This window comes from Dehalobacter sp. MCB1 (assembly GCF_003590275.1).
Taxonomy (GTDB): domain Bacteria; phylum Bacillota; class Desulfitobacteriia; order Desulfitobacteriales; family Syntrophobotulaceae; genus Dehalobacter.
Window position 1 is genome coordinate 32,401 of record NZ_LXPC01000001.1, and the last position, 22,738, is coordinate 55,138.

At 43.7% G+C, this 22,738-nt stretch carries 20 protein-coding genes and 1 pseudogene; 5 read left to right on the forward strand and 16 right to left on the reverse strand.

The genetic code is table 11. The features are described 5' to 3' along the window. Positions 1 to 79: 79 nt before the first annotated feature. A complete protein-coding gene (locus A7K50_RS00160) occupies positions 80 to 562 on the reverse strand; it encodes a DUF2680 domain-containing protein (protein WP_119774262.1) in 483 nt (160 codons plus the stop codon). 250 nt (positions 563 to 812) lie between these two features. On the opposite strand from A7K50_RS00160, the gene A7K50_RS00165 reads away from it, so the two are divergent. Both A7K50_RS00165 and A7K50_RS00170 read left to right on the forward strand, forming a co-directional pair. Then, entirely contained in the window at positions 813 to 1,517 is a 705-nt protein-coding gene (locus tag A7K50_RS00165; RefSeq protein WP_119774263.1) for a response regulator transcription factor, read from the forward strand. Beyond that, a complete protein-coding gene (locus A7K50_RS00170; RefSeq protein ID WP_119774264.1) occupies positions 1,510 to 3,045 on the forward strand; it encodes a HAMP domain-containing sensor histidine kinase in 1,536 nt (511 codons plus the stop codon). The genes A7K50_RS00165 and A7K50_RS00170 overlap by 8 nt, the downstream gene beginning before the upstream one ends. Positions 3,046 to 3,116: 71 nt before the next feature. Here the strand turns inward: A7K50_RS00170 and A7K50_RS00175 are convergent. From A7K50_RS00175 to A7K50_RS00230, 9 genes and pseudogenes are all read right to left on the reverse strand, one after another. Then, positions 3,117 to 3,284: pseudogene (locus tag A7K50_RS00175) on the reverse strand (DUF134 domain-containing protein); the annotation flags it as partial. Between the two features lie 891 nt (positions 3,285 to 4,175). Continuing rightward, on the reverse strand, positions 4,176 to 4,751 hold the full coding sequence (locus A7K50_RS00190; RefSeq protein ID WP_119774268.1) for a hypothetical protein: 576 nt from the start codon (positions 4,749 to 4,751) through the stop codon (positions 4,176 to 4,178). Positions 4,752 to 4,763: 12 nt separating this feature from the next. Continuing rightward, the gene (locus tag A7K50_RS00195; RefSeq protein WP_119774269.1) at positions 4,764 to 5,111 is read right to left on the reverse strand and encodes a hypothetical protein; all 348 of its coding nucleotides are present in this window, start codon (positions 5,109 to 5,111) and stop codon (positions 4,764 to 4,766) included. A gap of 127 nt (positions 5,112 to 5,238) precedes the next feature. After that, positions 5,239 to 6,672 carry an ATP-binding protein gene (locus A7K50_RS00200; protein WP_158582027.1) on the reverse strand — a complete coding sequence of 478 codons (1,434 nt, stop codon included), beginning with the start codon at positions 6,670 to 6,672 and terminating at the stop codon, positions 5,239 to 5,241. A gap of 1 nt (position 6,673) precedes the next feature. Further along, positions 6,674 to 7,360 carry a response regulator transcription factor gene (locus A7K50_RS00205; RefSeq protein ID WP_119774271.1) on the reverse strand — a complete coding sequence of 229 codons (687 nt, stop codon included), beginning with the start codon at positions 7,358 to 7,360 and terminating at the stop codon, positions 6,674 to 6,676. A gap of 290 nt (positions 7,361 to 7,650) precedes the next feature. Further along, positions 7,651 to 7,845 (reverse strand): hypothetical protein, encoded by a 195-nt coding sequence (locus tag A7K50_RS00210; RefSeq protein ID WP_119774272.1) that lies wholly within the window; start codon positions 7,843 to 7,845, stop codon positions 7,651 to 7,653. Positions 7,846 to 9,047: 1,202 nt separating this feature from the next. Beyond that, positions 9,048 to 9,887, reverse strand: a complete 840-nt coding sequence (locus A7K50_RS00220) for a TIM barrel protein (protein WP_119774273.1) — start codon at positions 9,885 to 9,887, stop codon at positions 9,048 to 9,050. 12 nt (positions 9,888 to 9,899) lie between these two features. Beyond that, positions 9,900 to 11,492, reverse strand: coding sequence for a phosphoglycerate dehydrogenase (gene serA / locus A7K50_RS00225; RefSeq protein ID WP_119774274.1), 1,593 nt, complete (start codon positions 11,490 to 11,492; stop codon positions 9,900 to 9,902). Between the two features lie 183 nt (positions 11,493 to 11,675). After that, complete coding sequence (locus A7K50_RS00230) at positions 11,676 to 12,338, reverse strand: C40 family peptidase (protein WP_119774275.1); 663 nt, start codon at positions 12,336 to 12,338, stop codon at positions 11,676 to 11,678. Between the two features lie 313 nt (positions 12,339 to 12,651). On the opposite strand from A7K50_RS00230, the gene A7K50_RS00235 reads away from it, so the two are divergent. After that, positions 12,652 to 12,918, forward strand: coding sequence for an alpha/beta-type small acid-soluble spore protein (locus A7K50_RS00235; protein WP_282433199.1), 267 nt, complete (start codon positions 12,652 to 12,654; stop codon positions 12,916 to 12,918). A 46-nt stretch (positions 12,919 to 12,964) separates the two neighbouring features. Here A7K50_RS00235 and A7K50_RS00240 read toward each other — a convergent pair whose 3' ends face one another. Further along, a complete protein-coding gene (locus A7K50_RS00240) occupies positions 12,965 to 13,909 on the reverse strand; it encodes a nitronate monooxygenase (protein WP_119774442.1) in 945 nt (314 codons plus the stop codon). Between the two features lie 306 nt (positions 13,910 to 14,215). Here A7K50_RS00240 and A7K50_RS00245 point away from each other — a divergent pair, with 306 nt between their 5' ends. Together A7K50_RS00245 and ligD are read left to right on the forward strand one after the other, a co-directional pair. Further along, positions 14,216 to 15,070, forward strand: a complete 855-nt coding sequence (locus tag A7K50_RS00245; protein ID WP_119774276.1) for a Ku protein — start codon at positions 14,216 to 14,218, stop codon at positions 15,068 to 15,070. Between the two features lie 128 nt (positions 15,071 to 15,198). Further along, a complete protein-coding gene (gene ligD, locus A7K50_RS00250) occupies positions 15,199 to 16,089 on the forward strand; it encodes a non-homologous end-joining DNA ligase (protein ID WP_119774277.1) in 891 nt (296 codons plus the stop codon). Positions 16,090 to 16,340: 251 nt separating this feature from the next. On the opposite strand, the gene A7K50_RS00255 is transcribed toward ligD, so the two are convergent. The 5 genes from A7K50_RS00255 to A7K50_RS00275 all read right to left on the reverse strand — a co-directional run bounded on the left by A7K50_RS00255 (position 16,341) and on the right by A7K50_RS00275 (position 22,686). Continuing rightward, complete coding sequence (locus tag A7K50_RS00255) at positions 16,341 to 17,927, reverse strand: peptide chain release factor 3 (protein WP_119774278.1); 1,587 nt, start codon at positions 17,925 to 17,927, stop codon at positions 16,341 to 16,343. Positions 17,928 to 17,962: 35 nt separating this feature from the next. Next, the gene (locus tag A7K50_RS00260) at positions 17,963 to 20,230 is read right to left on the reverse strand and encodes a heavy metal translocating P-type ATPase (protein WP_119774279.1); all 2,268 of its coding nucleotides are present in this window, start codon (positions 20,228 to 20,230) and stop codon (positions 17,963 to 17,965) included. A 2-nt stretch (positions 20,231 to 20,232) separates the two neighbouring features. Then, a complete protein-coding gene (locus A7K50_RS00265; RefSeq protein WP_119774280.1) occupies positions 20,233 to 20,598 on the reverse strand; it encodes a metalloregulator ArsR/SmtB family transcription factor in 366 nt (121 codons plus the stop codon). Positions 20,599 to 20,713: 115 nt separating this feature from the next. Beyond that, positions 20,714 to 21,286: a cytochrome b/b6 domain-containing protein gene (locus A7K50_RS00270; RefSeq protein ID WP_119774281.1), complete on the reverse strand. Its 573-nt coding sequence runs from the start codon at positions 21,284 to 21,286 to the stop codon at positions 20,714 to 20,716. Next, positions 21,283 to 22,686, reverse strand: coding sequence for a nickel-dependent hydrogenase large subunit (locus A7K50_RS00275; RefSeq protein ID WP_119774282.1), 1,404 nt, complete (start codon positions 22,684 to 22,686; stop codon positions 21,283 to 21,285). The genes A7K50_RS00270 and A7K50_RS00275 overlap by 4 nt, the downstream gene beginning before the upstream one ends. Between the last annotated feature and the right edge of the window lie 52 nt (positions 22,687 to 22,738).

The window sequence follows — 22,738 nt, forward strand, 5'->3', positions numbered from 1 at the left end:
CGATTACCGGGAAAGTTTTTTACTTTCCCGGCTTCCCGTTTATTTTACAGATATCTTTGATTAACAGATATCTATAAAATTAAATTCTTCCCATACCCATTCCGCTGCCATAACCGCTTCCATTGCAAGCACTACTACCGTTTCCGGTAGCGTTGCCTCTGCCTAAGCCGTTTCCTTTACCCTGTCCAAACCCTGCACCGGTTCCCTGGCCAATCCCCGCGTTGCCAGTTCCGTCACAAAGGGCCTGATTGTTCTGAATTCTGGTTAAAATCTGATCAGCTTGCTGTTGGGTAAGTGTCCCGTCTTTTACCCGTTGTTCCAAAACAGTTTTTTTCTGTTCAAGCATTTGGGTTTTAAACTCATTGAGTTTACCGGCTTCCTGCGCAATTGTCCCGTAAGTTTTCCCCTCGGCCCTTTCCTGGGTAACTTGGTCAAGCGTTTGGCCTGTTACTGTTGCTGCGATATCAGCCGGTGTTTTTAAATCGGCGGCGTAGACAATGCCTGAAATTCCTAATACCCCGACTACCGTGAGCAAAGCAACAAATTTTTTGATGTTTTTCATAATGTGTACCTCGTTTCATTTGTTTTGATTTGTTTGTTATGGTCACATTCTAAAAAGAAAATGTGACAAAAGTTTGACAAAAATTCAAACTAAGTTTGACATAACTTTCGTCATAGTTTTGTCACAAATTTTTCGGTTTAAAATGCTATAATTCTTAAAATTTGATAATTCTAAAAATGCGTTAATTATAAGGATGTTATAATATAAAAAAAGCTGACGCCATTATTATAGGAGATAGGGGGAATAAATATTGAACAGGTACATTTTAATTGCCGATGATAACGAAGACATCGTCGATATCCTAAAAACTTATGCAGCCAAGGAAGGTTTTATTCCTGTGGTTGCCTATAACGGCGAAGAAGCTCTTGCCAAGTTCTTTCAGTATTCCCCCGCCTTGATTTTGTTGGACGTTATGATGCCAAGAAAAGACGGGTTTGAAATTTGCCGGGAGATACGCCAAAGTTCCAATGTTCCAATCATTATGATTACGGCTAAAAGCGAGGATGCCGACCGGATCATGGGGTTGGACATCGGAGCCGATGACTACATTGTGAAACCCTTCAGTCCCGGTGAAGTTATGGCCAGGATCCGGGCGGTCCTTAGACGAATTGATTTACCGGACGATAGCAGGAAGAATATAGACGAGAATAGCGTTGTTTTTCCCGGACTAGAAATTAACCTTTCAGATTATACGGTTAAAATAAGCGGCAAGTCGGTTAACCTTACAAGAAAAGAACTGGAAATACTTTGGTTATTAGCTTCTAATCCTGGTAAGGTCTTCTCTCGGGATAACCTTTTAAACAGCGTCTGGGGTTATGAATACTTTGGGGATGCCAGGACAGTCGATACCCATATTAAAAGGCTCCGAGCGAAAATAGAATGTTTAGATACCTGTAATTGGGAGGTTAAAACCATCTGGGGTGTGGGCTATAAATTTGAGGTGAAACATGTTTAAAAAAAATATTACCTTTAAATTAACAGCCGGATTTGTTTCGATTGTCTTGATCTCAATGCTTACCCTGGGCTTAATCTTCATACAGGTTTTCCGCCAGTATGAAATAGATAGCCGGGAGCAGACTATGCTGGCTAACGCCCGCAGCATTTCCGAAATAGTTGCGGTCAATTTGCAAAGCAACGGTCAAATGCGCGGTATTGGCGGTTTTATGCGTTTTTTAGATACCATGACAGATGCAAAAGTCTGGATTATGGACAGACAAAATAATCCTCTGGTTTTCAGTGGCCCCGAGAATGATTCTGGAAATAATCCTATGGGAAAAGGGATGAGCAAGGGCTACGGCACGGGTGGTATGGGAATGGGAGCAGGAACAGGACAGACTCACACTTTTTACTCGGGACAGCTCCCAACAGAAGCGGAAAATGTTATTAATACCGTTCTTTCCGGGCAAGAATCTATTAGTCAAAGCTTTAGCAGCGTATATCAGGAAGAAACAATTACTGTAGGCGTCCCTATTTTTGACGTCAATAAACAGGTAATCGGCTCCGTTCTCTTACACACTCCGGTAACAGGTATAACCAATGTACTTGATAAAACAAACCGTATCCTGCTGGCCAGTCTTTTAATCGCCCTGCTCATTGCCATTGGTTTGGGAATTTTTTATTCGATTCTTTTCACCCGCCCTTTGAAAGCGATGACTAATACGGCAATGGAAATGGCCCGCGGCAATTATAGCGCGCGGACCGGGATAAAACGTCAGGATGAAATCGGCCAGTTAGGAAATTCTCTTGATTTTTTAGCCTCAGGGTTAACAGAGGCCGGAGAAAAAATCGATAAACTGGAACAGGTCAGAAAAGATTTTGTTGCCAATGTTTCCCATGAGTTCAAAACGCCCTTGACTGTAATCAGGGGATCACTTGAAGCCCTGGCTGACGGGACAATCGACCAGCCTGAAGATATCCGGCGCTATTACAGCCGAATGCTTTCCGAGACCAGGAGTTTAGACCGGCTTGTTCAGGATCTTTTGGAACTATCCCGCCTGCAGTCCGGTAAAATAACCGTAAATTTCGAACCTGTTCACATTCCGAGCCTGCTTGCCGATACAGTTAAAAGTATGCAAACCATCGCAGCGGGAAAGGACATACAAATGCATTGTGAAATTCCCCAAAATGTTCCGCCTGTAAACAGTGATTATGACAGGCTCCGGCAGCTGTTTGTTATCTTTATCGACAACGCTGTAAAATATTCTCCGAAAAAAACTACCGTTAACGTAACTTTAGATCTTAGAGATAAATTAAAAGTAATCATCCGAGACCAAGGCCCCGGTATACCTGAAGAAGAACTTCCTTATATCTGGGACCGTTTTTACAAAACGGATAAATCGCGCAAAGGCGGCGGCACCGGGCTTGGGTTGGCCATAGCCAGGCATTTGAGTGAGCTTTTAAACTGCAAGCTTACTATGGAAAGCTCACTGGGGCAAGGAACAAAAGTTACTATGGAACTTCCCTTTAGCAAGCAGGACGAATAGTTAACAAATTGTTTAACCTTTTGTAACTTTCTTAACGACAAAATCACCCTGAATTATTGACATATGTTTATAGCGCATTCTTCCTGGGTAAATCCTTCCAGGTCAATAAGCCGTATTGTTTCATACTCATCAACAGACATAACGGCAAGATCATCTTTAGTCACATCTGAATTGAGCGGCCCATAAATGTTGCTTGCCGGTAAGCAGCAAACTTTTCGCCATTTTCTTGGTCTTGGCATATTTTTACCCTCATTTTAGTCTTAAAGAATCAGGGAATATTTCATTAATACTTGTATGGCTAATCCGGTACGCATATCTTATTGGAAAAAAATGCGCAAATAGTTTTTAGTAAAACTGTCATAACCACTAAAGCTGTTAAAACCAATAAAGCGGTGGCTATCCAGGCAAACAGTTGAACCTTGAGCGTCTCAAGGGCAGTGATGCTGGCGATTGTCGGTAACAATTTTTTCGGCAGCCCGTCATGAAAAATAAGTCTGTAAAAAATCAGCGTAAATAATACCACCCACCTGATATTCCCTTAGGAAAAAAAGTGTTGAAATTGGAAAACGAATTCGGCGTCAATGGAATGCCTTTGGTAAACAGAAATATACCTCCGAATATGAGAAATATAAACAGCACTGCAATTTTGATCATAGCCATTGCGCTTTCGACATAGCTGAATCCTCTTTTTCCCAAGGCATTGATCACAATTACCAGAAGTAATATCAAAAGGGCAAAAACAGAAATTGACAGACTGGGAAACCAGAGCCGCAAAAAAATTCCGGAGGCAAGAGCTTCTGAACTTAGGGTTAAAATACCAGATATAAATACCAACCAACCAATGAGCGCACCTGGGATGGCCCCAAAAATTCCTCTATGTAAACGCGAAAGGATCTGGGAGAGGTGCGGTTTATAGTTATGCTGGTCATGGCTCCAAGCACTTGAGACATGATCAGCCCTCCAAGCAGGAACGCAATGATAACTGAAGGTCCTGCTTAGTTAATTGCTAAACCTTTACTATTTTTTATATTATTTTCAACCTGGATTAGGCTAACCGTTTTTAATATTATTTAAAAAAGAAGCCCTGATTGCCGGGCTTCCCAATAAGATATTGCATCGATTTGCAGTCCTTAGCTGATATCATCCAATAGTGTCTGAAGTTCTTGCAGAACCTTATTCAATTCGGCTATTCTGGCTTGCTGCTCTGTCTGAATCATATTCATTGCTGTATTGGCAGCTTCAAGATCGCCCCGTAATTTAGCCTGATTCAGCAGAGCTACCTGTTCCTGAATCTTCCCCTGATGTTCAAGCATAATTTGCTGGCGTTCTGTTTGACAAGTTTGGATTGCTTGTTTAATTCTGGCCATTTCTTCAGCACTGATATTTGCTCTGTTTTGAAGTTTGTTTTGAATTTGGGCTTTTAGTTCTTCCGAACAATCATTGAGCTGGGTCTTTAAACCTGTGGTTGAACCTGCGTTTAACCTTACCTGCTGCCTAGCCTGTTCAAACTGGAGCTTTCCGGCCTGGTAGGCTTCCGTATTTCCTTTGTCCTGCAGCGTTGTACTGCCCTGATTGGCACCCTGTCCGGAGGTTCCTCCCGCCGTCTGACCCGAAGTTTGTTCGGTCGCCTGTCCGGCAGCCAAAGCTGTACCCGCTGTTCCCAGAAGTAAAATTCCGGCAATTACTATACTTAATAACTTTTTCATATAACTCTCTCCTTATTGATCAAATGTTAACTCAGAATCTTGAGCTTCGTCCAGATTGTTGATGCTCTCAATCAGTTTATCAATTTCCCCCGATAATTCATTTAGGGTCTGCTGCTTTTGGGCATCCGTATAAACATTGTCGGACTTGCTTATGACCGAGACCCCGCTGTTTGTTCCGTCTAAAGATTGCTTGGTTGAGCTGGGATTTATTTCCTTTGACGTCCCCGTTTGGCCGGAGTTAGCTGCCTGGCTGTCAGCTGCCTGTTTAGCCGGCAAACCAGAAGAACTTTTGGCACAGGCAACGCAGCTGAAAATAAGCAATACTGCAGCAATACTGACCCAAATTATTTTTTTCTTCATTGTCCACCCCTCTTTCAAAATGGGATATCAATTCAGCTAGCTGTTCTTGTTAAGCCTAATATAATTTTTAAATGTAAACACCCAATAAGCAAAATGTAAATAATTTGTGAAAATTCACCCAAGTAAATTATTCTATAGAGAGAAGAGTAAACGTCAGAGAAGTCCCTTTTCCTTCAACGCTTTCGGCCCAAATGTTGCCCCCGTTTACTTCGACCAGATTTTTGGCAATAGCTAACCCCAGACCTGTACTTTTATCATCAGAATTGCGGACCTTATCTGAACGGTAGAACTTTTCAAAAATATAGGGCAAATCAGCAGCAGCAATACCGAAACCGGTATCCTGAACAGCTAAGCAGACTTCATGGTTATTCAGTCCCGCATCAATAATAATCTGCCCTTCCTCCTGGGTATATTTAATAGCGTTGCTGAGGATATTGATCAGCACTTGTTTCAAAGAAGACGGATCAGCAAGAACATAAAGCCCGGAGGGAACCTTATTAATAACGGACAGCCGCTTCTTTTCAGCCGGACTTCTTAACACAGACAATACACTTTCAGCTAATACAGCTATTTCGATACGTTCTTTCTGCAGAGTTATACTACCGGACTGAATCTTTGCCAAATCCAGAAGATCGGAGGTTAAGCGGATCAGGCGTTGGGTTTCCTCCCGAATCAGGAACATATACTCCTGATAATCCTCTGGTTCAACAACACCGTCGACGATTCCTTTGATAAATCCATTAATTGAAGTTAAGGGGGTTCTCAGTTCATGGGAAATATCCGCAATCAAATCGTTTCTCATCTTTTCTGTCTTATCAATCTGTTCTTTCATATAGTTGAAAGAATCAGAGAGCCTGCCGATTTCATCCTGCGATGCAACCACTGTGGGATCAGCTTTCTCCCCTTGGGCAATTTTCCGGGCAGCCGCATCCATTTCTTTGATTGGTTTGGAAATTCTCCTGGAATTATAATAAATGAACGGAAGGCTTAAAATAACCATTGCAGCACCAACTGCCAGGATAATTAAATACATCTGGGCAACACTTTTGTTGATATTGCTTACGGGGCAAAGAATAAGAATTGCGCCCTCAATTTTTTCATTAATCGATAAAGGGTACCCTACAAATAAAACATAATCGGCAAAATCTTTAGAATATTCCTTTTGCTGAAAAACCTTCTGCCCTTGGAGTACCAGTTTGACATTCCTGGCAACAAAACTCTCATCCAATCCGTTTAGAGCCAATCCTTGCTGTTTGGAAAATTGTGCTTCGTCAATTTTTAAGATATAAATAATCGATGCAGTACCATATGCAAGACCATTCACTTCTGAATTCAGTTCTTGCACAGAAATTTGATGCTGGTAATAATCCTGGGTCAATTGGTTGGCTTTTTGGGCCACCAATTCAAGTGTTTCCTTTTTTTCTGAAAAAACCGCGTCTTTGTAAACAATCGCCAGGATCAGTGTCATAGAAGCTATAGCTAAAACAGTAATAAGGAGATAGGTCGTTAAGAGGCGGGCAAATATACTTTTAAATATACTTTTAAATATACTTTTGAACATCCTATTTAACCTCCAGTTTATAACCAACGCCCCAGATTGTCTTAATCTCCCAGCCGGTAGAATCATTTTTCAATTTTTCCCTTAGGCATTTTATATGAACATCAACCGTGCGGGTATCGCCCAAATAAGAATAATCCCATATTCTTTCTAATAGTTGTTCTCTTGTAAATACAATATTCTTATTTTGAGCCAGGAAACTGAGCAGCTGAATTTCTTTTGGTTTCAACTCGACACCTTGGCCATCAATACTTGCTTGGTACTGATTCATGTCAATAATCAGATTATGTATCGTTATAATATTGCCCTTATTCTCTTGAGGTTGGGTATGGGGCTTTAACCTTACCTTTACTCTGGCCAACAATTCTTCAGGTTCAAAGGGCTTAACGATGTAATCATCGGCACCGGCATCAAAACCGGCAACCTTGTCTGAAACCATATCCCTGGCACTTACCATGATTACTGGAATATCCTTCTCCATTTTAAGCAGCTTACATACTTCCCAGCCATTAATCGAAGGGATCATGATATCCAATAAAACCAAGTCAACTTTTGTCTTTTGGAGCAGGTCGATTGCAGAACTTCCGTCGTGACACATAATAGTGTCATATCCTGTTTTTTTTAAATAGAGATCCATTAACTTACAAATATTTTTATCGTCATCAACAACTAGAATTGTGCCTTTTTCCATCGCCCATACCCCTTATCAATATTTTTTACTAATGTTTTAAAAAACGTTTGTTTTCATTTATTCTTAATAATTCTAGCAATTTTTTAAAAATCATTTTTTTGAGAGCATGAGGGGCAATAGAAGTGGCATAGTTAGAATGAGAGAATCCACTGACAGTAGTTTGGTGGATTCTCGCTTATTACCTCGTTTTTGTATAAGTGATCAGAAGTTGCTCTTTTTAAAAGCTGATTTAGAGTCTTCTATTGCTTGTTAAACCAGTTGGCATGAACCGTCACGGAGATGAAGTCTGATCATGTCACGATTTCGCTGGTCCCATTCAAGGCTGTTTGACAGGAACCATTATTCAATTTCAACTTAATTTGATCCTTATCACGAGTACAATCGCCATTTATTGCAGCAAATACAGAGCCAGCTGGAATTAAAAGTGTTCGATTAAAGCGAGAATAAAAATGGTTTTTTTCATATTTTTCTCCTCTTTTTTTCACACTTACAAAATCCTGTTCTTTTCTTATGATCACTTTTTATGTAATTTGATGCCAAATTCCAAATATCTGATTTCTTTTTCAACCATACTTTAAACTCAAGATGTAAACTTCCCGTGAATAAATTGTAAACAATCTATGAACAACTTTTTTGTCCTTATGACCATAATACGTCATCATTATTATCGTCTCAACGTGCCTTGAGTAGACAAAAAAGATGCCGCCTAAAGCTGGTATGGCCTTGGCGGCAAAGTATACATTTCAAATATCAACGTTTTTATGCAAGGATTTGCCTTATTAGATCATACTGCTTATTATTTCGAGCCATAATCTTCTACAAGACTAGTTCTCTATTGTCCCTACATCTTTTTGGCTTTAAATTGATACTTTTCTATTCAACTTACTCGGCGCTAAAGGCTTTGGTGGTTTTCGCACTTTCCAGTTTATTAGCCCTGGTCACTGTTACATACACATTACCAGCTGCAGAGCCTATCTGCGGGATTATTACTGTCACTGAAGTTTGTCCGCTATCCACTGTTGCTGTTCCTAAAAGTGTACCGCCACTGGCTACGGAATAAACATTGACTACATCTCCTTCAACGAGAGAGCTTACTACGACCGTGTCATTGGTAACTGTTATTGTGGATGTACTAGGAGCTGCACTGTTTTCTGATGTGTAGGATTATTGCTTTAGTTTATCCTGAGCTGCTAAAAACCGGAAAGCCTAGGGAGTGTGTGGCAGTAAATGTTCCAAACGTCTAATAAAATTGCCCACGCCTGGCAAAATAAAGAAAGGCAAAGATAAAATAGTTCAAGTGTTGACTCCAGTAGCTGCGATAGCCACAATTCGATTACCAAAAATGGGAGCTCAAGCCTAGCCGATTCCGGTCAAGGTTTGGACTGAAAGCTTGACAACCTAGCATGCATTGTCACGATACGATCTTACTATGCTATACGTCTAACCATACTAGGATCGCGTACTGGTAAACACGCAGCCGTCCAAGTACCGCACCCATCGCAATGAGGGTCGAGGCACAAGCAAATTCAGCTAAGAGAAGCGCATGAATATTATTGGCAGAAATGGGTTCCAGTGAGAGAACTCCTGTGGATCAAATCAGCATATAGACAGGCAAACCGACGCTGACGACCAGGAATGTCCCTGTGGTCGCAGTTAAGCCTATCAAAACGGTCAAATAAATTCTTCATCAGTGCTCCGCCTTTAGCTCCTGATATGTCTTTTGCAGGATCAGAGCATCCTCCTCAAGCTTCGGACTTTCACAAATCACGGTTCCTTGGATGCCAAAGCTCAGGCAAGCTTTAAGGATTTCCCGGAATTTCAGGTCAGCTTCTTGCAAAACGAGATGTCTCTTTTCGCCTTTTGGACCATATTCAATCCCGGAAATATGGAAATGCGCATTGCTTATCCACTTCTCACCAAGCCCTTCGGCTGTCTGCTCAAGAATCGCGCAGAACTCGTCATAGCTGTTGAATTGACCATTGGCTCTGGCATGCAGATGGCTGAAATCAATACAGGGCAATACGCCCGGAACCTCCTGTGCTATTTTGATCGTTTCCGTGAGATCGCCAAACTGGGAGGGTTTACCTGTCGTTTCAGGCCTCAGGATGACCTGGTTGCCTTCCTGATCAAGTTCCTGCCGGACATCGCTGAGTTCTTTGACCACTCTGGCTAAGACGGTAGCCGAGGTATCCCCAGAATAAAAAGCTGGATGAAAAACAATGCTTCCGGCCCCAAGTATCCCGGCAATCCTGGCCGTATGAATAATCCTTGTTTTGCTTGCCTCGACTTTTTCCGTTTCACTAGAGTTCAGGTTGATATAGTAAGGCGCATGACAAGACAGGGATACGCGTTCTTTTTTCGCAGTCTCCCCGGTCTTTAACGCTTTATCTTCCTTCATTCTGACCCCGTGAACAAACTCGACTTCCATCGCATCCATTCCGAGTTCCCTGATTCTTAGGATTCCGGCCTCCGTGGATGTTTCCTTGGAAGACAAAGGCACTCCGGCCGTGCCAAACTTGATGCTCATGCCGATCTCCCCTTAGGACAGATATTTATTGAAGAAAATCTCTTCAACATTTTCAGTCCCCTTAATCTCTTTCAATTTACTGATGACTTCCAAATCGGCTTCGGTTTGAATACCGACAATGATTATGTTTCTGCTCATGGAACTGATTTTGCCAACCTGCATACTGGTAATGTTGATGTTATGCTCACCCAATACAGTCCCGACTTTGCCGATCATCCCCGGATAATCCTCATGCGAGATAAGCAGGAACCATCCCGAAGGATCTATTTCAACCCTGAAATCGTCGATCTCCACAATCCGCTGTTCACTTTTGCCAAAAAGCGTACCTGCTACCTTATGCTCAGTTAAATCAGTTTTAATGGTAATGCTGATCAGATCAACAAAGCTTTGCGCCTCTTTGCTTTTGATCTCCTTGACGGTTATACCGCGTTCTTTCGCAACTTCAGGCGCGTTGACAATATTGACCTCTTCCTGAAGAATTGGATTTAAGACCTCTTTTATGGCTGCCAGCGTCAGCATTTTGGTATCCGCAGTGCTGATATCGCCATTATAGCGGACTTCAATATTTTTTATTCTTCCTTCCGTCAGTTTGACAGCCAGAATACACATTTTTTGCATCAAGTGAAGGTAAGGCTTGATCATATTCATGACATCTCGTGATACAGGCGGAATATTCAGTGAAGTTGAAACCGGTTCGGATCTCAGTGCAGCGAGCACTCCGCGGGCTGCGCAAACCGCAACCTCATTTTCAGCCTCCTGCGTCCTGGAGGCAAGCCTAGGAGTGCAGACCACATTCTCCATCTTCATCAGCGGATGATCTGGCCGAAGAGGTTCTTCAGCAAACGCATCCAAAGCTGCTCCGGAAACAATTCCTTCCTGCAGGGCCCAGACCAAAGCTTCCTCATCAATAATCCCGCCTCTGGCACAGTTAATAATCTTAATACCTTTTTTCATTCTGGCAAACGCATCTTTATTCAGCAGATTGCGCGTGTCAACTGTCGCTGGAATATGCAGCGTCAGATAATCCGCTTTGCTGAAGATCAAATCCAGATTCACTAGCTCAATTCCCATCTCTCTGCCTTTATCATCACTAAAAAATGGGTCATGAGCAATCACTTTCATATCGAAAGCTTTGGCCCTTTTTGCTACGCCCATGCCGACCCGTCCCAGTCCAATGATACCCAAGACCTTGTCTTTCAGCTCCATTCCCAGGAACTTCTGTCTTTGCCACTCTCCACGCTGAACAGAAGAATAAGCTTGAGGAATCCCTCTGGCCAAAGCCAGGATCATCCCGATGGTATATTCAATGGAAGAAGCACTGTTGCCCTGAGGGGCATTCAGGACAACAATCCCCTGCTTTGTGGCTGCCTGAATATCGATATGCTCAACTTCCAGACCAGCCCTTCCGATTACTTTCAAATTCCTACCGGCTTCAATGACTTCACTGCTGACAATCGTATCGCCTCTGATAAGCAAAGCATCGTATTCCGGAATCATTTTGATCAGTTCTTCCTGAGATAATGTGCAATATGTATCCACGTCATGTTCTTCACGCAGCAGTTGAATTCCAGCCTCTGCCACTTTGTTATTCACCAGAATCTTCATCTGACTCTACCCCCAGTATCTGAAATAAACTAAACCTCCCATCCCCATGGAGACGAGAGGCAATACCTTCCCTTGCAGCGATTTGCCTAAATTTTAGGTTATTTTGATTATAGAGTTTATTGATTCTTCTGTCAAGAATCCGTCTTTTAAATCAACATACTTGGCAGATGACTGTCCTTAGTGTCATGCGATCACTCTTCTGCTGCCCCGGTAATGCTCCGCCCAGTAATGTTCATCCAGTGAAGAAATCTGAACGCAATGCTTGGCCGCAGAAATAAACTTGTTATCACCGAGATAGATTCCAACATGACTTGCTCCGGCTCCGTTGGTATGAAAAAAGATCAGATCGCCAGGTTCTAATCTTGTTTTGGGTATTCCAACCCCCTCTCTAAATTGTGCATACGATGTCCTTGGAAGTTGAATTCCATTCTCTAGGAATACTCTTTGGACTAGCCCTGAACAGTCGACACCGGATCTCGACCGGCCGCCCCATTTATAAGCAGTCCCTTTCCAGGTCAGTACCGAAGCTATGATGCCGGCCTGAATTTCTGCTTTTTCTTTGTTTGCCTCCATCAGAGAAAGCGTACTGACATTTACACAAGAAAAGCTGCTCTCGCCAGCTTTTTCCTCCATGATTCTAATATTGTCGGTCTGCATAGGGCTTTCGTCAACCATTTTAGCAGGAGCTGCCGTAACTTTAGGACGCGAGGAGGCGATTTCCTGCAGGGCATAAGGACTAGAGGGGACTACAGCAGTTCCAGCCAGTAGAAGTGCTGTTAGGCCAATCACCTGTTTCGGAACGAGGGTGGGCTGATTGGATTCTGTCAAAGGGAGCGCAACTTGCATGATTCGAAACTCCTTTCCAAATAAAATCCAGACAGTCTATATCATTTTTTATGCAGTAAAGAGATGGATTATGCTTTTTATCCGGCCAGGTAAAGAAAAAGGTTGTCTGCAAAAATGTCATTTTTGAACATTGAATATATTTTTTATTATCCTTAGTTTTATCTTTTTTTACGTTTTTCCTTATAAAAGATACTAGTCATTTTTTTGCCTGAATAGCAAAACATTTCATCGTATTTGCGCTGTGGAATGGAACAAACTAAAATAAGAAAAAATAAAGAGGTGATTTAGTTTGGGGAGAAAATCAAATTCTGGTTTGAATCAACTAAAATATGAAGTTTCCAAAGAGTTAGGTATCATGAACAGCGGACCGCAGGAATATGCGCAGTATCTGGACAACGCCAAATATGAAGTAGCCAATGAATTGGGCATCCAGTTAAACAAGGGATATAACGGAGACATCACATCAAGGGATGCCGGCCGGATTGGCGGCCAAATTGGCGGTAAAATCGGCGGAAATATGGTTAAAAAGATGATTGAATTTGCCGAAAGTAACATGGCAAATAATAGTGGAAAACTCTAGTACTAATCAAGAGGATGGTTTCGTTTCCATCCTCTTTTTTTAATGATCACATTTCCTCATATTCATTAACCAGATCACTGATTATTTTCGCTACAGGTAGGATTTCAGTTATCTTTTCAATAGATTGTCCTGAAAAAATCAGTCCTTGATCTAAATTACCCTGTTGGGCATTGATCAAGGCCTCCTTTATGCAAAAAGTTGCTGTGCATTTTTTTAAACAACCCTCACATATTTGTGGGGATTTTACTTTCCCCGAAAGGATTTCATCTGTAAATGTGTTTCGAATTGCTCTCCCGGGCAGCCCGACGGGGCTCTGAATGATGACAATATCTTCTGCCGTTGCTCTCAGATAAGCTTCTTTGAGGGACGGCGCTCCATTCGCCTCTTCACTGGCAGCAAAGCGGATCCCCATTTGCACGCCGTTAGCACCAAGTCTAAATGCCTCCTGTAAATCTCCGGCATCCACAATACCTCCTGCCGCAATGACCGGGATAGAAATAGCCTCCTTGATCTCAGGAAGAAGAACTCTCATAGACTGATCTGTTCCGAGATGTCCTCCGGCTTCTTTCCCTTCTACTACGACCGCTGCCGCTCCCAGGCTTTCAGAAATCCTGGCAAGTTTGGCCGTCGATACAATCGGGACTAAAGGGGTTTTTGCCTCAGCACACCAGCGAAAAATGTCCCTGGAAAAACCCGCTCCCTGGATAATCAGGTCAATGCCTTCTTCCAGCGCAGTACAGACAAGTTCCTTGAAACGCGTTGCTGCAAACATAATATTTATTCCGATGATTCCTTTGGATTTCTCCCTGGCCTTTCTGATTTCGCCTTTTAATTCAGTTTCATCCAAAGCCGTCGCAGCAATAATTCCTATTCCACCGGCGTTGGCCACAGCCGCAGCCAGCCGAAAAGTGGAAATTCTAATAGCCATCCCACCTTGGATGATCGGATACTTCGGAATCAGATCTCCTACTCTTAATACAGGTAATTTCAAAATAGCCCTCCAATAATTTTTCAACAATTTCTTAAAATTTTTTTGCACAATAATTCTTTTTAATCGTTTTTTCAGCAATAAACCCTTCAAAAATTATTTTGATATTCAAAGTATTTTTTCTTTGATTTTACCTCTTTTTGATCTACTATTCAAGTTTTTCCCTGTTGGTGATTCCTGTACACCTTGTTGTCAATTCCTGTGTACCTATACACAATCATTCTGTCTGTTCCACAAACACCAGGCTTTCATAGTTTTACCGCGTAATGCTCATACTACCTATATCTGAAAAATGGAGGGCTGAACAGGATGCATACAATGTGGAAAGGCTCCATAAGCTTTGGTTTGGTTAATATTCCCATAAAAATGTTTGCTGCTACGGAAGAAAAGGATATCCATTTCAGATACATCCATAAAGCGTGCAATACGCCTCTTAAGTATGAAAAGCATTGTCCGACATGCAACAAAAAAGTACAAGAAGATGAAATTGTCCGCGGGTATGAATATGAAACCGGCCATTTTATTATTATCAACGAGACAGATCTTAGCGCCTTAAAATCTGAAGTGGAAGAAAAGTCAATTGAAATCCTTGATTTTATTAATCTTGCGGAAATTGATCCGATTTATTACGACAAATCCTATTACCTAGCTCCGCAGGATACCGGCGGCAAAGCCTATCATCTCCTGCGGCAGTCCATGAATGATACCGGCAAAATTGCCCTGGCTAAAATGACCATCCGCAATAAACAGACGCTGGCTGCTTTAAGGGTTTACAACAAGATCCTGGTCCTGGAAACCATTTTCTATCCGGATGAAATAAGACCGGTCAGTGAGGTACCCGGAATCAGCGAACAGCAGAGTGTCAACGAAAAAGAGCTCGATATTGCAACTCAGCTGATTGCCAACTTGACTGCACCATTCGAGCCGGAAAAATATAAGGATAATTACCGGGAAGCACTGAGAGATCTAATTAATAAAAAGATTGAAGGCAGGGAAATAGAGATCGCACCTGAAACTCCTCACCGTAATGTCATTGACTTGATGGAAGCCCTTCAGTCTAGTTTAAAAGAAACCAAAAAGAAATCGAGAGACAAAGCAAAGATTGCAGAAAAAACTAAACCGGATACGGATGCCCAGAAAGAAGAAAAGACGACTGCAAGCTAGTACCTGAAAAATTTTTATGGAACTATTGCAAGTAATGGAACCGGTCCTGTCATAAAAATCAGAACAGGTGATGAATGGTTTCAGTAAAAACCTACCTCAAAAGCCCAAGGAAAGGAAATCATCGTGGAATGAACCTGGAAGTCGACGGCAAAACGCTCACTATAACCAATCCTGAAAAATTATTATGGCCAAGCCTCGGAATCCGCAAGATTGATTATTTGAAAATCCTGCTGGAACTAGCCCCGTATCTTTTGCCCCACGTCAAAGACCGTTTGTTGACGACGATCCGTTATCCTAATGGTTTTCAGGGGAAGTCCTTTTTCCAAAAAAATATTCCTGATTATGCCCCAGAGTGGATTCCGACGATCGAATGGCGGGATAATCAGTATATCATTTTAGAATCAGAAGCAATCCTCATTTGGCTCGGAAACCAGGCGTGTCTGGAATTCCACATTCCATTTAACCCCTATGACAGGGATCAGTATCCTTCTGCACTGGTTTTCGATCTGGACCCTTCCGAAGGTCAGACCTTTGAGAATGTCACGGAAGTGGCTCTGCTGATTTTTGAAGAGCTTAAAGCGCTTCAGATTACAAGCTATATCAAAACTTCCGGGGCAAGCGGACTTCAGATTCATATTCCGACAGGCGGAAAGTATGATTACGATACCGCCAGAAAAATCAATGAATTTTTTGCGGTTTATTTCAGCCAGAAATACCCCCGGCAAATTACCCTGGAGCGCAGTGTCGCCAAAAGAGGCCATAAGCTCTATTTTGACTATCTGCAGATGTGGCAGGGGAAAACCATCATCAGTCCATATTCACCAAGAGCAACAGCCTCCGCATCAATTGCTGCTCCATTGGAATGGGAAGAGCTGAGGCACGGGGTCAAACCCGAAGATTTTAATCTGCTGAATATCAGCGGCAGGCTGAAGGATAAAGGAGATCTCTTTGCTCCGCTGAAAAATGGACAGAACAGCAAGAGCTGCCAAGATCTCGACTTTATCCTTGAAAAAATCTAATCATTTACCTATTTCTTGGATGTCTCATGACAGAAACGATTTAGAAATTGTTTAAAATTCACCGTACTAGTATACCGTTTTCTAAATAACTAGACATTTAAACCTTCATAGCTGGGTCTGTGTGCCACAGTTCCAGCGTAAGCGGAGCATGGATGCGGAGCGCGGCAGTTAGCGCCATGGAGGGCGCTATCTGCCGAGAGCGGAATGTGGCGCACAGACCAGACCCAAATAAATATTCAAAGATCAATGTACTAGTCGTTAGAGGACGTATGGAACGTGATTTCCGGGTACTTATCCTTCAATCTGTCCAGGTAGTATTCGTCTTCAAGAAGAACGACCAGCTGGTCATCCTGATCTTTGACGCACAGATTACGGAGCCCGCGCAAATTGGCCGGATCAACAGGTTTATCGCTTTTGACCCAGCGGGCCATATGATGCAGAAGATGATGAAGCTGAATTCTTGTGCCATATTCATTTTCGAGACGGTATTCCAGGACCTCAAACTGAAGCTTGCCCACAACGCCGACGATCAGTTCCTCGGGCCCATCCATAAAGGTCCGGAAGACCTGCACTGTCCCTTCTTCCGTCAGCTGCTTGATTCCCTTCTGAAACTGTTTGTATTTGGAAAAGTCCAGATTGATGATCTTGGCAAAATACTCCGGTGCAAACTGCGGCAGCCTTTCGAATTCAAAGGTCCCTTCCTCACTCAGGGTATCGCCGATCCGAAAAATGCCCGGATCAAACAAACCCACCACATCTCCGGGATAAGCTTCTTCCAGGATATCGCGTTCTTGTGCCAAAAATTGCTGTGGCTGCGGAAGCTTGATCTTCTTACCGCTTCGGACATGATTGGCTGCCATTCCACGTTCGAACCTGCCTGAACAGACTCGCATAAACGCGATCCGGTCTCTGTGGGCCGGGTTCATATTGGCCTGAATCTTAAAAATGAAACCTGAAAATTGAGGATCAGTCGGCTGAATGTCGCCAACCGAACTTTTTTGCGGTCTTGGCTCAGGCGCCATTTCCAGGAACTGCTCCAGAAAGGTTTGAACACCAATACTGCTCAGCGCACTGCCGAAGAAGACCGGAGACAGCATCCCCTGCTGAATCATTTCCTCGTCAAACGGATCCCCGGCAATATCCAATAGTTCCAGATCTTCGCGAAGCTTATCATATAAGGCAGGTTCGAGACAGTCTTTGAGAGCGGGATCTTCAAGACCGCGTTCGTCCGCATCGATCCGTTTCCGTTCACCGTCCCGGTAAAGCTCCAGACATTGATGCCGCCGGTCGTAGATTGCACTGAAATCTTTTCCCATTCCAACCGGCCAATTCAAAGGAACCGTATTGATGCCTAAGACATCCTCAATTTCCTGAAGGACATCCAGCGGGTCTTTGCCAAAACGGTCCAGCTTGTTAATAAACGTAAAAATCGGTATGCCTCTCATCCGGCAGACTTTAAACAGCTTGATGGTCTGAGCTTCAACGCCTTTGACCAGATCGATTAGCATGACGGCGCTGTCGGCTGCCATCAACGTGCGATAGGTATCTTCACTAAAATCTTCGTGCCCGGGTGTATCTAAAATATTGATATGAATTCCGTTGTATGAAAACTGCATGGCGCTTGAAGTTACGGAAATGCCACGTTCTTTTTCAATCTGCATCCAGTCGGAAGTTGCATATTTGGCTGCTTTTCTTCCTTTTACCGTACCAGCAAGCCGGATAGCCCCACCAAAAAACAGCAGCTTCTCTGTTAAGGTTGTTTTCCCCGCATCCGGGTGAGAAATAATTGCAAATGTCCTTCTGGGTTTAATCTGATTCTGGTTCGTCGTCTTTTCCATCAAATTCCCTTTCCTTTTTTACGTGCGTGTTTTGCCTATAACACTATATCATATTCCTTGACTTTTTTCTTCTTTAACACCCGCATTGCATTCAGGATCGCAATCACAGCCACGCCTACATCGGCAAATACAGCTTCCCACATTGTCGCGGCCCCCATCGCTCCAAGGATGAGGACACCTATCTTTATTCCGAGCGCAAAACCAATATTTTGCCAGACAATTCCCTTCGTTTTCCGGGCAATCCGGATTGCCTCGAGCAGTTTGGCAGGTTCATCCGTCATCAGGACAATATCCGCGGCCTCAATCGCTGCATCCGACCCGAGTCCGCCCATGGCAACGCCGATATCAGCCCTGGCCAGGACCGGTGCATCATTGACCCCATCTCCGACAAAAACCAGTTTACTGCCTTTTTCCTTCTGTTCCTCCAGCGTTTCCAGAACAGCGACCTTTTGATCGGGAAGCAATTCAGCGTAAACTTGGTCAAACCCCAACTGCTGTCCGATCTGTTCACTGATCGCTTTCGTGTCTCCGGTCAGCATAACAAATTTCTTAACTCCCGCCTGTCTCAATCCCCGCAAAGCCCCGTGAACATCTTTTTTGACTCTGTCCGTAATCAGGATATAGCCGGCATATTGACGCTCAATCGCGATATAGGCAATCGTTCCAGCCTCGGGTATTTGCGTCAGGGAGATTCCTTCCTCAGTCAGGAGCCTGGCGCTGCCGGCCATGACTTCTTTTCCCTGATATACTGTTTTTACGCCATAGCCTGGTATTTCTTGATACTGATGGATATCTTTCTGATCAATGCCCTTGGTATTCAGTTTTTTCGTATCATCTTCGGTGTATCGTTTCAAAATCGAAGCCGCAATGGGATGACCTGAGAAATATTCAGCCGCAGCAGCATATTCCAGCAAAGTATCTTCATCAAACCCCTGAGCAGCTTGTATTCCGGTAACTTCAAACACACCTTCGGTTAGCGTGCCGGTCTTATCGAAGACAACCGTACGCACTTGATTCAGGCCTTCCAGGTAGTTGCTTCCCTTGATCAGGATGCCGTTTCGAGAAGCGCCTCCGATACCCCCAAAAAAGCTTAACGGGATGGAGATCACCAGTGCGCAGGGACATGACACCACGAGAAAGACCAAAGCCCGGTTCAGCCATTCGCTGAATGTGGCCCCTTCAACAAAAAGCGGGGGCAGAAAAGCTAAAAGTGCAGCTCCGAGCACAATAACCGGTGTATAGACACGCGCAAATGTTGTCATAAAATTTTCTGTCTTAGCTTTTTTAGAGGCGGCCTTTTCCACCAGATCCAGAACCCGTGCAACCGTGCTCTGCGCATAAACCTTCGTAACTTTTACGGTCAAGACCCCGGTCTTATTAATAAAACCAGCTAGAATACTGCTGCCGGCTTCGACCTCCCTCGGGATAAATTCTCCGGTGAGCGCCGAGGTATCCAAAACAGACCTGCCCGCAAGCACTGTGCCATCAAGGGGAACTTTCTCTCCTGGCTTGATCAGAATCATCTGGCCTTCCCTGACTTCCTCCGGCGGCACTTTGCTTATGGAATCTCCCTTCATTAAATTCGCATAGTCCGGACGAATATCCATCAGTTCACTGATCGAGCGGCGGGAACGGTTCACAGCACTGTCCTGGAAAAATTCACCGACCCGGTAGAACAGCATCACTGCCACAGCCTCGGGATATTCCTGAATAGCCAGCGCCCCAACTGTAGCAATAAACATCAGAAAGTTTTCATCAAGAAACTTGCCGCGGACAAAATTCCGAAGCGCCGCCCAGATAATCTGGCTGCCAACCAATAAATAGCTGATCAGAAACAATACAATTTCAACGGCAGGTTTCAATTTTAGCAGAAACGCAGCAGCAAAAATAACGGCTCCAATGACAAAGCAAACCAGCTCGGCATTAACTTTCTGTTTTTTTTGTTCTTTTTGTTCTCTTTGTTCTTTTTGTTCCTTCTGTTCTTTTTGTTTTTCTTGTTCCGTGGTTTTCTCTTCTTTACTGGCTGTACCCATATCTTTGGACCTGATCCCAGTAATGCTTACCCCGGCCTCAATCCCGGAAGCGATTTTTTCAATTTCGTGGACGATATCTGTGATCTTTTCAGAATCATTTACCTCTAGATAGAGTTTGCTGCCTGCAAAATCAATATTTGCAGTTATTATGCCATCCAGCTTCCTTACTTCCTGTTCGATTTTAACCGAGCAATTTGCACAGCCAAGACCGGCAAACAGGATGACTGCTTCCTGACTTTTTATAGCCATATCTTTTTTCTCCTCACGCATCCTTATCCTTCTTTGACATGGAGCATTCCCTGGCTGAAAATGCCTTTGATATGCTCGTCATCCAGCGCATAGAATACGATTTTTCCTTCTTTTCTGTTTTTTACCAGCCTGCATTGCTTAAGAATCCGCAGCTGATGGGAAATTGCCGACTGGGTCATATCCAATAGAAAGGCCAGGTCGCAGACACACATTTCTGCTTCCGAAAGCGCCCAGAGAATTCTTATCCTTGTCGTATCACCAAATACTTTAAATAACTCAGCAAGATCATATAGATTTTCTTCCTGCGGCATCAATTCTTTAACCTTACCGACAATTTCTTCATGAATAACCAGGCAGTCACACCGCAAATTCTCCGCTTTCCCCTCCATCAAAACAACCTCTCCTTTGTAATTGCTCTATCAATTGAATACTTGAATAAGTGTTCATATATTATATTATTACGTATTTCTTTTATGGTCAATTCATTTTTCTATTTTTCTGAATCTACGCATAGCCTGTAAATATTGATTTAAGTTTTTTAAGGCTATTTGTAAGGGTAAAATAAAGATGGACGGATACGGATGAGGCCGTCATTAATGCCGCCAGATAATGCAGCCAGCGCACACGGTTTAATCCTCCTGCCGGTTTGACCGCTCTCTGCAGGGGCTTAAAGTAGAGGGCCATCCCGGTAATCATCTGGACCAGGGTTAATCCTGCCAGCGAGGTAATCAATATTTTCTGACCTGGATTGTATTTGGGATATTTCGTCTTTTTTTCGGATAAGAAGAACTCGTATTTTAAGAATTTAGGTATTGCCTTTAAGGTCTTGCGGTTCGGAATGATCTCTTTATAGTTTTTGTCTTTCATCCCGTAGCAAACCCGTGCCACGTACGAATTTAACAGTAAAAACTGGGCGACGGCATGTGTCTTCCGTGCTGAATCCATCCGCTTGAACCCGAAAGCGTGCGATGGGCTGTGAATGTAAAGCCCGCTAAAAATTAAAGCCAGTACAGCCGGCGCGTAGACCCAGTGAAGCAATCTCACTGTTCCTGAATGACGTTGCTTTTTCCAATTCATATCATCAGCTCCCCAACCGGTTTTCCCGTAGTTATTAAATGTGTCGAACAAGAGGAACAAATGTCAAATGCCCTGATCACCCGGCCGATTTCAATGGGCTGTTTTTCATCCGCAATCGAAATTCCAATGAGCGCCTCCTCGACGGGTCCTTTACAATTCTGATCATCCCGGGGAGAAAAATTCCAGGCACTGGGTGTAATGATCTGGTATTGGGCTATCCTGCCGTTTTCAATCCGCAGCCAGTGTCCGAGCGGACCGCGCATTGCTCCGGTGAGGCCGATTCCTTCGGCATTTTTTGGTACTTCAAAGGGTGAAAATATGCATCCTTCCGGCTCTAGTTCATCGAGCCAGGATTCCATCAAGGTCCCCACTTTTTCGGTCTCAAGCGCCCTGGCGATTACCCGGTCCATCGTCGATATACCCTTTCGGTAATCGCCTTTGATCCAGAGCCTGGCCAGCGGGCCTCCTTCCAGCGGCATACCGGAATAACGGGGTGCCTTTATCCAAGAGTAAGCGTCTTCTTTTTCCCGTTCAGGGACTGTTCGGCCTCCAGATGGGTTTCGCGGTCCGGACTCTGCTGCATACCAGGATCTAGCCGTATGTTCTTTAATCAACGACAGATCAACCTTCTGGATTTGGCCGTTCAGCACTGCTCCACTGGGAAAATACCTCTCCCGGTCTTGCTCGGTGCGTGGAAATAGCCCGTATTCAAGCATATTTTGGGCTCTTTGGCCGAGTTCATAGTAATCACTGTAAGCATCTTCAAGAATGTATACATCAGGTACCATCTGATTCCGGATAAACCGATTGATTTTTTGGAGCTTCGACCGGAAATTCATGACCACATCGGCAGAAGGCACAACTGTAGCCCCTCCAGCCAATATCCCATGAGGAAACGGGGCTTTTCCGCCTAGCAGGGTCACCATTTCGTGAGCCAGGCGGCTTATTTCCAGCGCTAAATACATATTCTGCACCATCGCGTCGTTTTTCTTTTTTTCCAGCCGCTTATCTTTGGTATAACCTGGAACAAAAGGGGCCCTCTCTGGCAAAGTCAAATAATCCACCAGGGAAAACAAATACTGATGACGGATATGATTCTGAAGAATATCTGCCCCGATGATCAGGTTTCGCAAAATGTTGGCATTACGGGGCGGCCTAATCCCAGCAGCATCTTCCAAGGCGTAGGAGGCAGCTGCTCCATGCAGAGATGAACAGATCCCGCAGATTCTTTCCGTAAGGTACGCGGCGTCCCGCGGATCTTTTCCCTGCAGTATCAGTTCAAACCCCCTGAAAAAAATCCCGCTGCAGCGGGCATCTACCACTTTTTTGTCTTCGACTGTGACCTCTACGGCGCAGGAGTTGTTAGCCCTGGTAAGTGGCCCTATAACAATCTTTTTCATGAAGTCCGTCCTTTTTCTTTATTCTCGCCTTCAGACAATCTTTTTTCTACCG